This is a genomic window from Nocardia paucivorans NBRC 100373, assembly GCF_000308675.1.
GTDB lineage: Bacteria > Actinomycetota > Actinomycetes > Mycobacteriales > Mycobacteriaceae > Nocardia > Nocardia paucivorans.
This window is the reverse complement of the sequence record NZ_BAGE01000030.1, coordinates 165554-179466: the sequence shown is the minus strand read 5'-3', so window position 1 is coordinate 179466 and position 13913 is coordinate 165554. Positions and strand designations below refer to the sequence as shown.

General features: G+C 63.5%; 15 protein-coding genes and 1 tRNA gene. 7 read left to right on the top strand and 9 right to left on the bottom strand.

Going from position 1 to position 13913, the window contains the following annotated elements; genetic code table 11:
• Positions 1-140: 140 nt before the first annotated feature.
• The 8 genes from ON32_RS06955 to ON32_RS06920 all read right to left on the bottom strand — a co-directional run bounded on the left by ON32_RS06955 (position 141) and on the right by ON32_RS06920 (position 10183).
• Entirely contained in the window at positions 141-1778 is a 1638-nt protein-coding gene (locus ON32_RS06955) for a hypothetical protein (RefSeq protein ID WP_157224110.1), read from the bottom strand.
• A 176-nt stretch (positions 1779-1954) separates the two neighbouring features.
• Positions 1955-3319: an LLM class flavin-dependent oxidoreductase gene (locus ON32_RS06950; RefSeq protein WP_040789840.1), complete on the bottom strand. Its 1365-nt coding sequence runs from the start codon at positions 3317-3319 to the stop codon at positions 1955-1957.
• Positions 3320-3523: 204 nt separating this feature from the next.
• On the bottom strand, positions 3524-4483 hold the full coding sequence (locus tag ON32_RS06945) for an NAD(P)H-dependent flavin oxidoreductase (protein WP_040789672.1): 960 nt from the start codon (positions 4481-4483) through the stop codon (positions 3524-3526).
• A gap of 267 nt (positions 4484-4750) precedes the next feature.
• Positions 4751-5353, bottom strand: coding sequence for a Pycsar system effector family protein (locus tag ON32_RS06940; RefSeq protein ID WP_157224109.1), 603 nt, complete (start codon positions 5351-5353; stop codon positions 4751-4753).
• On the bottom strand, positions 5343-6425 hold the full coding sequence (locus ON32_RS06935) for a hypothetical protein (RefSeq protein WP_157224108.1): 1083 nt from the start codon (positions 6423-6425) through the stop codon (positions 5343-5345). Before ON32_RS06935 ends, ON32_RS06940 begins: the two co-directional genes overlap by 11 nt.
• Positions 6406-8574 (bottom strand): hypothetical protein, encoded by a 2169-nt coding sequence (locus ON32_RS06930; protein WP_040789665.1) that lies wholly within the window; start codon positions 8572-8574, stop codon positions 6406-6408. The genes ON32_RS06935 and ON32_RS06930 overlap by 20 nt, the downstream gene beginning before the upstream one ends.
• Positions 8571-9338: a hypothetical protein gene (locus ON32_RS06925; RefSeq protein WP_051132942.1), complete on the bottom strand. Its 768-nt coding sequence runs from the start codon at positions 9336-9338 to the stop codon at positions 8571-8573. Before ON32_RS06925 ends, ON32_RS06930 begins: the two co-directional genes overlap by 4 nt.
• A gap of 113 nt (positions 9339-9451) precedes the next feature.
• A complete protein-coding gene (locus ON32_RS06920) occupies positions 9452-10183 on the bottom strand; it encodes a Crp/Fnr family transcriptional regulator (protein ID WP_040789664.1) in 732 nt (243 codons plus the stop codon).
• 596 nt (positions 10184-10779) lie between these two features.
• Between ON32_RS06920 and ON32_RS06915 the strand changes: the two genes are divergently transcribed.
• The 6 genes from ON32_RS06915 to ON32_RS30490 all read left to right on the top strand — a co-directional run bounded on the left by ON32_RS06915 (position 10780) and on the right by ON32_RS30490 (position 12915).
• Positions 10780-11277 (top strand): hypothetical protein, encoded by a 498-nt coding sequence (locus ON32_RS06915; protein WP_040789662.1) that lies wholly within the window; start codon positions 10780-10782, stop codon positions 11275-11277.
• Positions 11278-11400: 123 nt separating this feature from the next.
• Complete coding sequence (locus ON32_RS06910; protein WP_174361605.1) at positions 11401-11874, top strand: hypothetical protein; 474 nt, start codon at positions 11401-11403, stop codon at positions 11872-11874.
• A 34-nt stretch (positions 11875-11908) separates the two neighbouring features.
• Positions 11909-12166, top strand: a complete 258-nt coding sequence (locus tag ON32_RS26930; protein WP_051132941.1) for a helix-turn-helix domain-containing protein — start codon at positions 11909-11911, stop codon at positions 12164-12166.
• A gap of 21 nt (positions 12167-12187) precedes the next feature.
• Entirely contained in the window at positions 12188-12394 is a 207-nt protein-coding gene (locus ON32_RS30780) for a Scr1 family TA system antitoxin-like transcriptional regulator (RefSeq protein ID WP_051132940.1), read from the top strand.
• Positions 12324-12680 carry a DUF397 domain-containing protein gene (locus ON32_RS06900; RefSeq protein WP_281032220.1) on the top strand — a complete coding sequence of 119 codons (357 nt, stop codon included), beginning with the start codon at positions 12324-12326 and terminating at the stop codon, positions 12678-12680. The genes ON32_RS30780 and ON32_RS06900 overlap by 71 nt, the downstream gene beginning before the upstream one ends.
• 103 nt (positions 12681-12783) lie before the next feature.
• A complete protein-coding gene (locus tag ON32_RS30490; protein ID WP_281032219.1) occupies positions 12784-12915 on the top strand; it encodes a hypothetical protein in 132 nt (43 codons plus the stop codon).
• A gap of 402 nt (positions 12916-13317) precedes the next feature.
• On the opposite strand, the gene ON32_RS06895 is transcribed toward ON32_RS30490, so the two are convergent.
• Positions 13318-13390: transfer RNA gene (locus ON32_RS06895), tRNA-Asn, on the bottom strand.
• 208 nt (positions 13391-13598) lie between these two features.
• On the opposite strand from ON32_RS06895, the gene ON32_RS06890 reads away from it, so the two are divergent.
• Positions 13599-13844, top strand: coding sequence for a hypothetical protein (locus ON32_RS06890; RefSeq protein WP_040789834.1), 246 nt, complete (start codon positions 13599-13601; stop codon positions 13842-13844).
• The last annotated feature ends 69 nt before the right edge of the window (positions 13845-13913 follow it).

Sequence of the window (13913 nt, the reverse complement as noted above, 5' to 3'; positions counted from 1 at the left end):
CGCGTCCGGCCTCCGCCGCTTTTTCGAGCCGGTGACCGATGAGGTCACCGTCATCTATCCCTTGGGTATCGCGATATCCAAGGTGCGACAACAAAATTACCGGCCGTAAGTACCGGAAACCGCTCGATCGAGACCGATGTTCAGATCGGCAACCGACCGCGACGCACCACATCGCGCCGACCGGCCGGAACGGCCAGCACACCGGATCCCTGAACGCGGGTATGGGCTCCGAGAGTCTCCAGGCTCACCGACAACCGCCACGACGCCCCCTGCACACCACACTCCCACTCCTGCATGGCCTCTTTCGAGTATTGATAATCCTCCTCGGCGAGTGAGAGAGAATCCTGGCCGAAACGTGCTCGCAGCCGGTTCTTCCCGGACAGAAGATCTATATTGATCGGCTCCGGTTCGGGGGGACGATGCCCCTCGCCGTGATCGTTGGCGGCCAACCATTCCCGAACCGCCTCGTCGGCGGGCACCGTCGGATCGAGTTCGGTGGAACGGTGGACGTGTACCTCACCGTCGTAGCAGCCACAGTGCACGCGAACCGTACCCGACTCGGCGACGCACCACTCGCTGCCGAGACCGAGACTGCCGTCGTCCATTTGGGAATAGAAATGCGCCGCCCCGAATTGTCGACTCAACCGTTCGAGACGGCGATACATTCGCCCGTCGAAGGATTCACCGGAGAACTCCTGCCACACCACCAGGGTCCAACCGTCCAACGCAGGCGTGACGAACACCTGCGAGTACGGAAGCCACCGATACCGGTACGGACCATCGAGCTCGTGCAGATCCGCGTCCACGTACTCCGGCATATGCCCCTGCCAGGGCGCGAACCCCATCCGCATCGTCACCGGAATCGGATCGTGCAGATCGAACGCCGCCAGGACAGCCGCCCGATCGGTGGTCGGCAGCGCATACCACGACGCGTGGAAGTCTTCCTGCGATACAGGAGATGGTGTCTCGGTTCGCTGTTTGATGCGAATCAACCGATACAAGGCCATCAGGTCCACCGGATCCAAGTTGTGCCAGCCCAATTCCGCGATAACGGCCAGTGCCATGGACCGCGACGGCGAACGGCTGCGCCGCACCTCTCGCAGCACCTCCACCACACCAGGGCCGAATTCGACCAACGATTCCACGGCCGAACGGCGGATATCCGCACACGAACTGGCCGATAACGCCACCAGAACCGGCAGGTGACGGCATCGATGTGCGGCGACGAACTCACCGTGCCGTCCACACGACCACCGCCAACAGTGGATCATCGAATCGGCGGCACGAGGCGATAATGCGAGCGGTCGCTCCTGAGCGGAGATCCCGAAGGCACGACGAAGCCGCCCGGCCAGGCCCGGTGGCGGATCGTCGGCGAGCACCTCCACCACATCCTCGAACACGCGGAGGCAAGCGCGTCGTATGATCTGCTCGCAGTCCGACCGGGCATAATCGAATCGGTCGTCCGCCAATACCCGAAGCACGGCACCGAGCCGATCGGTATCGGACTCGTCGTCGTAACCGTCGAGCACATCCCATAGATGCCGCCGAACCGCCGGGTCCGGATCGGTCAGCAGCAACCGTATCTCCTCGGGTTCGAGCGACTGTACGAATCCGGCGATACGCCTCTGGAAACCTTCCTCCTTGGGAGTACTTTTCAGGGCGTCCCATGCCCGCCGCCGAACACTGTTGTCGGCGTCGACCAACAATACGAGCGGGTCGTACCCCACCAGGCGCTCCCCGTAGCTCGGATCCGAACCGGTACCGCTGCGCCGCAGCACCTCGAGATCCCTCGAAATCCTTTCCACCACAGCCCCCGAGCCGAAAGATCATCTCACGAACGCAGACAGCTACATCGTATGGCCCGTGCCGTGATGGATTCTCCGGATCTGCGTCCGGTTCGGCGAGACATTTCGGCGAGACATTGATGAAGGCGGCTCTACACCGAGTGACGGGGTTACCGCGCGGCCCCAGCCGGCACCGCACGCGGTACGGGCCGCAAACTCGCCGGGCCCAACCCGAGGTGATCGCGCAGGGTCGTGCCGGTGTACTCGGTGCGGAACAGACCCCGACGCTGGAGTTCCGGTACGACGAGGTCGACGAAATCGTTGAAGGTGCCCGGTGCTTGGGCGGCGGAGAGGATGTACCCGTCGGCCTCACCGCCGCGGAAGCCCTCCTCGATCTGGTCGGCGATCTGTTCGGGGGTGCCGACGAACTGGGGCAGGAGCACACCCTGGGCATACAGTTTCCCGATATCGCGCAGGGTGAGGTTGTCGCGGACGCTGAGGCGGCGGGCCACATCGAACAGACCCTGGGTGCCCGGAACCACGATGTCTTCGATCGGAGCATCGAGATCGTATCGGGAGAAATCGTGGTCGGTGTGCACCGACAGGGTTATGAGGCCGGAAACGGGGTCGGCGAGTTCGTTGTGGAAGGCCTGTTTCTCGCGCGCGATGGTCTCGGTTTCGCCGACGAACGGAACGAACGAGGGAAAAATCTTGATGTCGTCGGGATTGCGGCCGAAGTCGGATGCGCGTGATTTGAGGTCGTCATAGTAGGCCCTACGACCCTCCGGGGTGGGGTCGATCTCGAAGACGGCCTCGGCCCAGCGGGCCGCGAAATCCTTACCGATCGGCGAGGAACCGGCCTGGATGATGACCGGGCGGCTCTGTGGGGAATGCGGCACCGTCAGCGGTCCTCGGGTTTTGAACCACGTGCCGCTGTGGTCGACGACATGCACCTTGTCCGGATCGGCGAATACCCCCGAGGCCTTGTCCCGGACGAGGGCGTCGGCATCCCAACTGCCCCAGAGTTTGTAGGCGACCTCGAGGAACTCGTGCGCGCGCTCGTAGCGTTCGTCGTGGCCGAGGTGGTTGTCGAGACCGAAGTTCTGCGCTTCGGCCTGATTGAGCGAGGTGACGACATTCCATCCGGCCCGGCCACCCGACAGGTGATCCAGGGTGGCGAAGATCCGCGCCACCTCATAGGGATGGAAATAGGTGGTGGATTTGGTGATCGCGAGCCCGAGCGAGTCGGTCACATTCGCCAGTCCGGCGGCGACCAGGGAAGGGTCGATGGTGGCCGAGGCCTGGGTTCCGCTGTGCAACGGCACCCGAATATCGTTGCCGTATCGCACCGGCGTTGCCAATAGATCGGCGAAGAACAGGAAATCGAACTTACCGCGTTCCAGTGTCTGCGCCACCCGCCGGTAATAACCCGGTCCCAGATAATCGGTTTCCGAACCGGGGTGCCGCCACGCGGCATGCGAATGCGTTACGTGTGAGGCGATCAGAAAACCGGCAAGGTGTAATTCACGTGACATGGAAGACCTCATGTTCGGCGCTTGCTGCGCAGGAAACGATTCCGAACGGGCCGCATGGTCGCCCATGGACGGCTCGGCGATCGCACCATGATCGGGCACGAAATGCGCCCCGTCATCGATTGGAATCACCAGGACCGAAATCCAACGAGCAACCATTGGCGATACGGCACCGCTCGCACCGAACGAACAATCGGGGCCTTTGCCTCAGCGCTCGCCCCAACCGCTCAACAACCGATGCGCTGTCGAGCACAGTTCGTCGATGACCTGAGCGGCCGGGCTGCTCTCGGTCAGCATTCCCACACCTTCACCGGCGTCGACCGGAGCCACGGCCGGATCGTCGCCGGCCATCGCCGCGGCCAATGCGTCCTTGGCCGCCGACGCGCCGGCCAGGTCGTCCTCATGGTGCTCCCACTGCCGGGTGAAATCGTTGCGCAATACCCGTGAGGGGAAACGGGTCGGCCACGGCAGGTTCTGGCCGATATCGAAGACACGCGTGACCACGGTGTCGGTCGCATCCGCGCGCACCAACGCCTCGCGGGCGCGGTCCGGCGTGAGTGCCTCGGCGCACATCGACAGCCGTGTTCCCAGCCAGGCGCCGGAAGCGCCCGCCGCGAGCACGGCGGCCAGGGTCCGGCCGGTGGAGATACCACCCGCCGCCAATACCGGCACATCGACTGCGTCCAGGACTGCATCCAGCAAGGGCAGTGTGCCCAGCAACGGCTCACCGTGACCGCCGCCCTCGGCTCCCCGCGCCACGATCACATCCACACCCGCGTCCACAGCGCGACGCGCCTGCGCCGCGTCGTAGACCTGGGTCACCGCGACCACACCGTGTCGACGCACCCGCTCGACCCAGGAGAAATCCTCCGTGAAACCGATCGAGATCACCGTCGGCCGCGCCGCGAGGGCTATGTCGAGCAGCTGCGGCTCCCGGGCCCGCACCCAATCGACCATCCCGATACCGAAGGGCCCGCCGACCCCACCGAACAGTTCCAGTTCGGCAGTCAGCCGCGAGGCCGAGCCCGCACTGCCCATCCCGATCATCCCGAGTCCACCGGCGGCGGTGACGGCCGCGGCGAGGCGTCCGCCCGCGACACCGCCCATCGGCGCATTGACTATCGGGGCACGTAACCCCATATCCCGCGACCAGGGAGTCGACAGCATTCGGTCCACCTCGCTCGTTCGCGCACCGGCATCGGGGCGCCGGCACCTGTTGTCGCCGCGACCGTACCCGGCACACCGCACGCGACCCGCTCGACCCCGCGGGGTGCATACCGGACCGCAACCGTATCTCCGCCGAGAACCGGGATGGCTTACGGCTCACACGGCACCTCCTACATCCATACGGCACGGCGTATGCCGTACCCGGCAGCCCTCCCGGGTGGAGAACCGTCCACCTCGGCCACACACGACCATCGGCGCATTCCGAACTCAGGCGTTCTGCGTCAGAAAGACGCAACCGGTTATGGCCAGCGCAGCAACCGCGGCCAGCAGGCCGGCAACGGCCGCATTGGCGAGCCGGTACTTGCGGTATGCGATGGCGGCGTTGTCCCACACCTGGGCCGCCAACTGGTCGACCATGTGTTCGGGGTGTCGATTCAACTCGACCAGAGCCTGCACGTATGCGTCGCGAGTCAGGTCGGTGTCGCCGGCGAACCGGCCGAAATAGAACAGGTTGCGAGATGTCTCGGCGGCTTTGAGTCGTGGCCACAGCACACATATCGAGAAGAACCCGGCGCAGAGCACGAAGGCGGCGGAGACGGCCGCGCCGAACGACACGATACTTCCACCTTCGCCCCCAACGGCCCGGACAACGGTGAACAACACCTGCCCAAGCACCCCGGCGGTGGCCAGGGTGGCGATCGCCTTGGTCTCCGCGTGCTTGATCTGTGCGAGCACCAGCTCCAGAACTCGCCAGGTGTTCTGGATGGCCTCCCGATCGTCGGTGCCCCATCGACGCACCATGCGTGCCGCGGCTTCTACCGGCCCCACGGCTCGACGCGGCTTCCCGACATCCGTGCGATCACTCGACATCGGCGCTCCCCTCGAGCGACCGACGCGCCTCGATCGAGCCCCTCCGGTCCTTCGCGGGCAATGTCTCGAGCGCGGCAACGGTTTCGTCGACGAAACGGTCGAAGAGGCGATCCAACTTGTCCGGGTCGACATTGACATTGTCGGCTCCCCCACGTCGCATCCAGACCTTCAGTGCGTCGAGGTGTTCACGCCACACACGATCGGTCATCTCGTTGCGCCGGTCTCGTTCGCGTTCCTCCCGCACGCTCAACCGTTCGGCGAACTCGCGCGGATCGATCTCGCCGCCGACCACGGCCAGATAGGTCGCCAGCAGCGGGTTCGAGCCGATCCTGTCGTAATACTTCTGGGCCTCGTCCAGCCGATACGCGCCGAGGTCCCGCTCCAGCATCTGCTCGTGCAGCTGCCGTAGTTCTCGCAACTCCTGTTCCTGATCCTGCAATCTGCGGGCAAGGCTGTGGACGAGGCCGGATTCCTCGGCCGCGAGCATGTTCTGATGCCACAGCTTTCTACGTTGCTGTTCGAACTCGACCAGGTCTTTCGGAAGCGTCACCTCTATCCCACCGAGCCTCGTCTCGATTCCGGGGTCGAACGGTGGTGATTCCCGGACGAAATCGCTGATACCTGCCGTGATCTCGCGTCGAAACCCGGCAATATCGACGAGGTGGAAATCCTGTCCGAGCTCGAACAACCGGTATGCGCTCCGCAGGTACCCCTCGAGTGAGTTCCGGGCGTCCGTTCTGCCATTGCGGACCACGAGAGCCGGGTCCACCACCGTGCACTCGAAGGTGACCTGAACGGTGAAGAAGCTCGCATCGGCCGTCGGCACCGCCAGAACCACGAGCACGGGCGCGTTCACGGTCATATCGACCACGCTGACGTGATTCGCGTCGACCACGTGCTTGTGGTCGGGCCCCCATTCTCCGCTGTCGGTGACGAACCGGCCGGCAACCCGGTAGACCAACACCTCGTGTGCATTCGGGATCGGCAGTTCGCCGGGGCGTCGGGTACGTCGGCGCAGCCCTCGCCTGTGGGCGGGACCGAGATTGCGTTGTTCAACGATGGGATATCTCATCGAACGTTCTCCACATGGAATGGTCCGTTTCCACGGACGTCAACAGAATTCGCACCAGGGCGTCGATTCGACGGCCATCCGGTATCGAGGGATTCGTTCGCCGGCGAGTGAGCCATTCCAGACGCACGGTCAGGTCGTGTACCAGCGCCACCCGCTCCCGGGCGGGCAGTTCGGCGGCGAGCGCCGCCCCCAATTCCCGCGCCGTCTCCTCGGGCGCCGGTGGGTGCTGCGCCAGGGCTCCCAGGCCGGAGAGCAAACCGTCGAGCGCGCGACGCCGGCAGGGTCGGTAGCGCAGCAGCAGTGCCCACAGCCCGGCCACCCGGGGTAACCGCTCGCGGTGCCGGTGGACGTATGCCATGAGCCTGGCGCCGTCCATACCGGTGTCGTCGGGGCAGGTCAACAGCGCGGCCGTCGCATTCATGGCGGCCGGTCGATCCCGCCGGTCCGCATCGTCCCGACGATGCTCGTCCTCGAGCATCGCCAATACCGCATCGGCCGCGGAATCATCGGTGAGCATGGCGACAAGGCTCGCCTGCGCGGAGGACCGATCTCTCGGATCATCACTGCCGATGACGAGCCGCCACAGTTGTCGACAGGCTTCGTCCGGGTAGGTCACACCGAGCTCTCCGCTGAAGGCCAGGGCGGCGGTCAGTCGTTGCGCTCGATTGCTCGCCTCCGCCCACTTCACCGCTGTCCGCAGCGCAAAGGGGGCGCGCTGCTCCGAAAAACACATGGACCACAGGACCAGGACGGCCATATTCCGTCCCACCACACCGTTTTTCCCCTTCGACCAGGGCACGAGATACATCTCCTGCACCTCTTCGACGGCCACCGACGCCAATACGCCGAGCGCGTCCGCCACGGACCGGCGTAGCGACGTATGGGTTTCGTTCCTACCGGTGATCACCTCCCCCACCCACGCGCAAACGGTGTCCCAGTACCCGGTATCCATGCGTTTCCACAGTTCCACCAGGACATACCGGCGATACGAAGCCTCTCGGAACTCGACCCATTGCTTCGGAAACTCGCGAGATCCGCCGTCTGTGACACGAATCAGGCCGGTGTCCTCGAACAACGCTCGCCGATGATCGGGAAGGTTTCCTGCCCCGTCGGCCACAGGTTCCTCCGGCTCGGGCACGGACGGCTCGGCGAACCGATGTTCCAGCCGTTCGAGCAATGTCTCGAAGAGACGAATACCGACTCGGTCCAGAAACACCAGGACGGTGACCTCGAGCAGTTGTCTCGTCGTTCGCGCCTCGGCCGAGTCGAACCATTCCCGAACCCGCTTCTGAGCCGAAAAGTCCAGTACCCGTAGCGCGGAAGAAGCGCCTTCGCCCGCGAAGACGCGCCGTGCCACCTCACGCAGCTCCGCGACCCGGAAATCATCCGGTAATTCCGCTACGACAGCGTCCAGTTCCGCGCCTATCCGCGCATCGGCGGCCCGACCGACCGAGACACCGAACCACGCCGTCAGTAGTGCCCGCGGGTCGGGGCGAACCCATGCCACACCCACCACCGGATCGGACGGAGGTGTTTCCGCGGAACCATCGGTCACCACGAGCCAGGCATTCGCGGCACGAAGGCGGTCACGAATTCGACGCCAGTTGAATTCCGTGTGCCCGTGGGCAATTCCGTCCACGCCCTCGAGCAGGTATCCGTTCCCGGCTTCGTACTCCCGATCCGCGAGACCGGCCATATCGTTCATCGGCGGCAGGACGAACAGGTCCCCCGCCATGACCTCACGCAGCAGAGATAGCGCCCCGGTGCGTTTCCCGGTTCCGGTCCGGCCCCTCAATACGACCACATGGTCGACACTCAACGCTTCGAAAGCGGCATCGTAACCTTCCGGCGGAACGAAACCCGCCAGAATTTCACCGATCTCGGAACCGCCGATCCTTCCCTCGCGGCGCCCCGGCCCGGTGGGGTGTGTAAATATTCCGAACCGACCACCGTCGGCAATGACCGGACCGTTGAATATCTGTTTGAGCTGTCTGATCTGATCGGCATCGATCCCGGCCTCCTGCTCCGGGACCGACTCGTCCGACGGCCTCACGGGATCACCGTTCTCCCGTGGTATCGCTTCGGACGGTTCCGCCATACCCGCCGCGATATCGCCCACCGGACTTCCCTGTTCCGGCGCCTCCGTCATCGATTCCATGCCACACCGATGACGCCGCTGGGAATGTTCACATAACCATTTATCGTGGTGTTCACGCCGGGCGGTGCCTCACCGGGTGCCGGCCGATATCGACCGGCACCCACCTCCGTGCGATCCGAATCGGATTTCTCGACCGTATCCACCTCGGACAACGGGATCGCGTGAACATCGTGCCCCGGCAGATACAGATACGCGGCGCCGTCGAACTGTTTGTTCCGGATCCGCACCTTGCGAAACATGTCCCCGGACAGTGACGTATGCCGATTCACAATCGTATCGATGTATATCCGTTCGGAGAGAACCACGGCGAGACAGGCCGCGGGGACCGCCTCGAGCGTTTCCTTGACCGGCGGGGCGTCCACCAGTCGAGCGACCGTGAGAACACCCTGACCGGCATACCCGTTCTCCGCCGGAGCGAAAGGCCCATAGTGAATCGCGAGACGCAGCCGCAGGCGGGCTTCGTCACGCAGATCGTGATTGTGCGCCCGGAGCGCATTCGCCAGCTCACGGACGTAATCGTCGACGACCACGTGTTCCAGCTCCGACTGTTCCGATGGCAGAATCGCCAGTTCACCATCTCCCGCGGGCTGCTTGATCCAGGTGGATCGCTCCAATCCCGAACGAGCCGCGGCCCGGTCCAACACCCTCACGAGCGCATCCTGAAAGGCATACTGACGCCGGTCGTCCCCCGCGCCGTAATCCTTCGCATCGACCGACATCAACAAACGCCGTTTGAAAGCAACTTCCTTTTCCACAGACCTCTCCCTCTGCGAATATCCCCGCGAGAGCCATCCCGGCACGGCTCTCGCCCCGAGCGTGGCACGGATCGGAAACCGAAACTCCTGAAAATTCAGGGGTCCGGACTCATTCACATGGCGTCGGCGAACTCACGTAACCGATCCAGGTCGTTGATCGTCACGCTGCGATACGCCGAGGTCACCAACCGTCGTGCGCGCAACCGACGCAAACCGAGCCCGATCGCGTCCTCACTCGCGCCGATCAACTTCCCCAACTCGGCATGCGACAGCCGGACCCCCAGGTCATATCCTTTCGCCGTCGCCCGCCCGTATTGCTCGGTCAACTCCAACAGCACCCTGGCCAGCCGATCCGGGATGTCATAACCTGTGAACTCAAGCCGGCGACGGTTCGCCCAGTCCAACCGGTCGGCGATCATGCGGCACATGGCTTCCCAGGCCTCGGTGTGTTCATTGAGAAACGCGATGAACGAGTCACGTGGAATGCTGTGCACGAGAGTCGCCGCGCAGGTGGTCACCGTCGCCGTCCTGGGTGTACCACGTAATGCGGCGAGCTCACCGACCACATCACCACTGACCCGAATACCGAGCAGACTCTCGTGTCCGCTGCGCGATGTCGCGCTGATCTTCACACAGGCATCGGTTTCCGCATCCCGGGAACGAAGCAGAAGGACATGGTCGCGCTTCTCGCCCTGGCTCATCAACACCGTCCCCGCCGATATCGCACGCGGACGTGCCCGAGCCAACAGGTCTTTTCCGGCCCGCCCCGACAATCTGGCCATGAGTGTTCCCCGGGGCCAAACTCGTTCCTCGGCGCTCGAGCGCACCGATGGAGTTACGGACATGCGCCCTCCTCGCAACTCCAATGGTCACGATTCGACGTCCCCTTCCGCCCCCCTTGGGCTCAGGATCGAATCGCGCGTCGACCAATGAATACTACTGAATTTCAACCGGATCGATTGTGCATTCGCATGATCCGGACGAAACCGATCAGCGGTCGAGAAGCCAACACCATATTCCCTCGCCGATAACACATTTCAGCCATATCGTGCGGTTCCGAGCCGGCTCGAGCGACCGGATGTCGAGGCGGGCGGTGAGCGATGGCGCGCCCGGATCGGACTCCGATCGTGGTCCATAATTTTCGGTAAGAGCCAACTCGCCGACGGCGGATGGAAATCATCGGATGACACAATGCCCCTGATGGCAGTCGTTACCCGAGCGTCCGGACCCCCTATCACAAAGGTGACTCACCCACCTCCGGATTGCAAAAAATCAGGAATAAATTCGAAAAGCGTCCATATATTGAGCTTCATTACCTAATATGTGATGAAACATGTTGCCACGACACGGCACGGACAGATCCCGAGAAAAGAGCTCGACCATGAACACGGGACCGAAAAACCATTGTCCATCCGAAGTTCGAGGCGCACGAACAGCACCGATGCGGTACGCATCCATCGCGCTGGCGGCGAGCATCACGGCCGTTATCGGATCGGCCGTCACCGCACCCCCCGCCCCCGCGTCCGAAACCGCACAACCGTGCCTATGGGCCGGAATCCCGTACCCTTCCGGAACAACCGTCACAGCGGGCGGCAGGAATTTCCACTGCGAGACAACCGATGTCGGTATACCGCACTGGGTGCGCGGCGGCTCGACGGACGACCCGAGCAATGTCCACAATCCGGGCGCCCTGGGACACCCGGCCGATTCGTTCAGCGTAGGAGCACACCAACCCGGCACCGACCACAACGACCACTGCGTCGGATACCAACTCGTCGAGGGCCGTGAATACGTGTACAAGGTTTCCGTCGATTCCCACGGCACCCTGTACTGGAAAAACGCGGGCCCCATCGACGAATGGACCTTCGATTCCGATGCGAGTCGCCCCGGGCCTTCCTGGCGCACCGGAAGCCTGTGTCACCGCGGAAACCTGTTCTGACATCTCCCCGACGATCCCGTGGAACGGCACTCATACCCGCTCGAACGTCACCACCGGAACATCCCGGTTCCCGAAGCACGCATGGTCGTATCGACACGACCTGATGCACATAGGAAGGTACGGATGGTCCCGATCGATACGGGAATCATCGTCGACAATCGCGCTCACAAGGAATTGTCCCTAGAGAAGAACCGGTTCGCAGAACTCGATATCGAGGCCGACTACTGCCAGGTGGCACTCGACGAGGACCCCGAAGGGGCGATCGTGGCGGCCCTGACCCGCAAGGACTATGCCTGCGTGGTGATCGGGGGTGGTATCCGCACACACGAGCCATTGCTCGGATTGTTCGAGAAAGTGATCAATCGGGTCCGGCAACATGCCCCCGCCGCGGCCATTGCCTTCAACACCGGCCCCGAGGACTGCGCCGATGCCGCCCTTCGATGGCTTCGCCGGCCGGGTGGACGGCCGCCCGAGCCGGTTCGATCGTCATCACTGCATTCGACCTGCCCCATTTCTGCAATATGTCCTGGTCTTATGCATCGTTTGCATGGAAATGCGCATCTCGGGACCCGAGCCGATCCCGGCGTGATCTGCTGATGCACACGAGGGAAGGCCTGGGAGGGAGGCGAACATGTCGGGTGACGGCTCGACGTTGGCACGGCAGCAGTTGAGAAAGTACCTGCGCAACGGCAGGGAGGAATGCGGACTCACCTTGCGTCAGGCAGCGGACCTGATCGGCCGCGGTAGCAGCACCCTGCCACGCATGGAGATGGGCACGATGGCCGCACGTGAAGGTGACCTCGACGCGCTGTGCGAGGTTTACGGCTTCGATGCCGAACACACCACAGCCATGAAAGGGTTGGCGGCCCAGGGCAATGAGAAGAACTGATGGTACGAATACGGCGACGTAATGCCCGAGAACTTCGACTTCTACGTCGGGCTGGAGGCATCGGCCCAGCGGCTCACCACCTACGAACCAGAGCCGGCGCCAGGGTTGCTACCGACTTCCGCGTACGCGAGCGTGCTCATCCGTTCTGTGTACCCCGATGACGGCGTTGAGGAACACGCCCGGGGGGGTGAAGTTGCGGATGCGTCGGCAGATGAGGATCACCCGTAAACACCAACCGGCGACATTCGATGTCATCCTTCGAGAGTCGGCCCTGCACGGCATGGTCGGCAGCGCCAAGGTCATGTGGTTCAAGAGCAGCCATAGCGGCGGTAACGCGAACTGCGTTGAAGTTGCTTACCTCCCGAACAATCTCGTGGGCGTTCGTGATTCGAAGAACCCATCCGGCCCCACCCTGCTCTTCACCTCGGCCGAGTGGACGGCCTTCACCGCAGCCACAACCCGAGGCGATCTCACTCGTTGGCCCCGGCATCCGACGAGGCACGCCTTGAAGTAGTTCGCTCCCATGGCCGTAGCCGAGGAAGCGAGGTGGGGATTTTGCGAGGATTCGTCATACGGGGAACTACCGCACGGTCATAGCGGAGGGGCACACGCAGGTCGTGGCCATCGATCATGGGCGGTCCTTCTCACTCGGCAACCCACTCACCGTCGATATCAAGTCACCGTTCGTCCACGCCCAGCACGACATACCGTTCGAACTGCTCCGGGCCGCCGGTTCGGGTCGGATATGACCGTGACCTGTCGGACAAGGTCGAGATTCCGATGTAGGGGCCATTCACGACACCTCCAAAGCCGAAAAGGCGGACGGGGTGTGCAATTGTGCCCGCGGGTATTCGACGATGCGGGTCGGGACGATGGAGTACGGCAGGAACGACACCCGGCCTTTCGACTTGTTCGTCGAACGGGCCGACAGCGGGCACCTCACCACTCAGGTGGTCGCCGATGGATCGGCGGCGTGACGCGCGGTCGGATGATTCGGATTGATCGGCCTGATGCCTTTCTCGAAGGCATGGACTCACGAAGAACGATCACCATCTCGTTCGAACGAATGAAAGATTGGTGCGGAAATTTTTGGTGATCGATAAAAACCAACAGCAGGCCACACGCTCTTACGGCTCGACCTGCTGTTTCTGCTCCCCCAACTGGACTCGAACCAGTAACCTGCCGATTAACAGTCGGCTGCTCTGCCAATTGAGCTATAGGGGATTGTTTACCCTGGCCCGCCCGTTCCGGTCGGACCGAGGAGAAACTCTAGCCTATGAAGGGTCGAGCCCCCAAATCGCGTAGTCGCAGGCGTGCGGCCCGGACGAATACCGGGGTTGACCGGGGGCTGCGCGGCGGTGCGGATCGACATGGGTGGTGGGCGTCGGGCAGGATGGTGTCCGCACGTCACGATTGGGAGGAGCTCGACCACATGCTGCGGTTGATCATTGCCGTCGGTGCCGGCTACGTGCTGGGCAGTAGGGCCGGGCGGGCGCGCTATGAGCAGATCAGCGCCGGTGCGCGCGCGATCGCGGCAAGCCCGGTGACGCGCAAGCTGGTGCAGATCGGGCGGCAGAAGCTGGCGGATTCGCTCAGCACCCAACCGAAGCTCGAGCCGATGAAGCCTATCGACGAGCGCACCACGCTCATGGTGCCGCACGATCAGCTGCGCCGCTGAGACGGCAGCCACACCGCATCGGGGGCGGCATCCGTTCGGCGACGGCGTTGCCGATCTTGTTCCACCGCA

Bases quoted from the DNA above. Each gene is read 5' to 3' on its own strand.
- ON32_RS06900 (WP_281032220.1), top strand. From the start codon at position 12,324: ATGACGGCGTTGAGGAACACGCCCGGGGGGGTGAAGTTGCGGATGCGT.
- ON32_RS06945 (WP_040789672.1), bottom strand. From the start codon at position 4,483: ATGCTGTCGACTCCCTGGTCGCGGGATATGGGGTTACGTGCCCCGATA.
- ON32_RS06915 (WP_040789662.1), top strand. From the start codon at position 10,780: ATGCGGTACGCATCCATCGCGCTGGCGGCGAGCATCACGGCCGTTATC.
- ON32_RS30780 (WP_051132940.1), top strand. From the start codon at position 12,188: ATGCCCGAGAACTTCGACTTCTACGTCGGGCTGGAGGCATCGGCCCAG.
- ON32_RS26930 (WP_051132941.1), top strand. From the start codon at position 11,909: ATGTCGGGTGACGGCTCGACGTTGGCACGGCAGCAGTTGAGAAAGTAC.
- ON32_RS06890 (WP_040789834.1), top strand. From the start codon at position 13,599: ATGCTGCGGTTGATCATTGCCGTCGGTGCCGGCTACGTGCTGGGCAGT.
- ON32_RS06910 (WP_174361605.1), top strand. From the start codon at position 11,401: ATGGTCCCGATCGATACGGGAATCATCGTCGACAATCGCGCTCACAAG.
- ON32_RS06935 (WP_157224108.1), bottom strand. From the start codon at position 6,425: ATGAGATATCCCATCGTTGAACAACGCAATCTCGGTCCCGCCCACAGG.
- ON32_RS06950 (WP_040789840.1), bottom strand. From the start codon at position 3,319: ATGTCACGTGAATTACACCTTGCCGGTTTTCTGATCGCCTCACACGTA.
- ON32_RS06940 (WP_157224109.1), bottom strand. From the start codon at position 5,353: ATGTCGAGTGATCGCACGGATGTCGGGAAGCCGCGTCGAGCCGTGGGG.
- ON32_RS06930 (WP_040789665.1), bottom strand. From the start codon at position 8,574: ATGACGGAGGCGCCGGAACAGGGAAGTCCGGTGGGCGATATCGCGGCG.
- ON32_RS06920 (WP_040789664.1), bottom strand. From the start codon at position 10,183: ATGTCCGTAACTCCATCGGTGCGCTCGAGCGCCGAGGAACGAGTTTGG.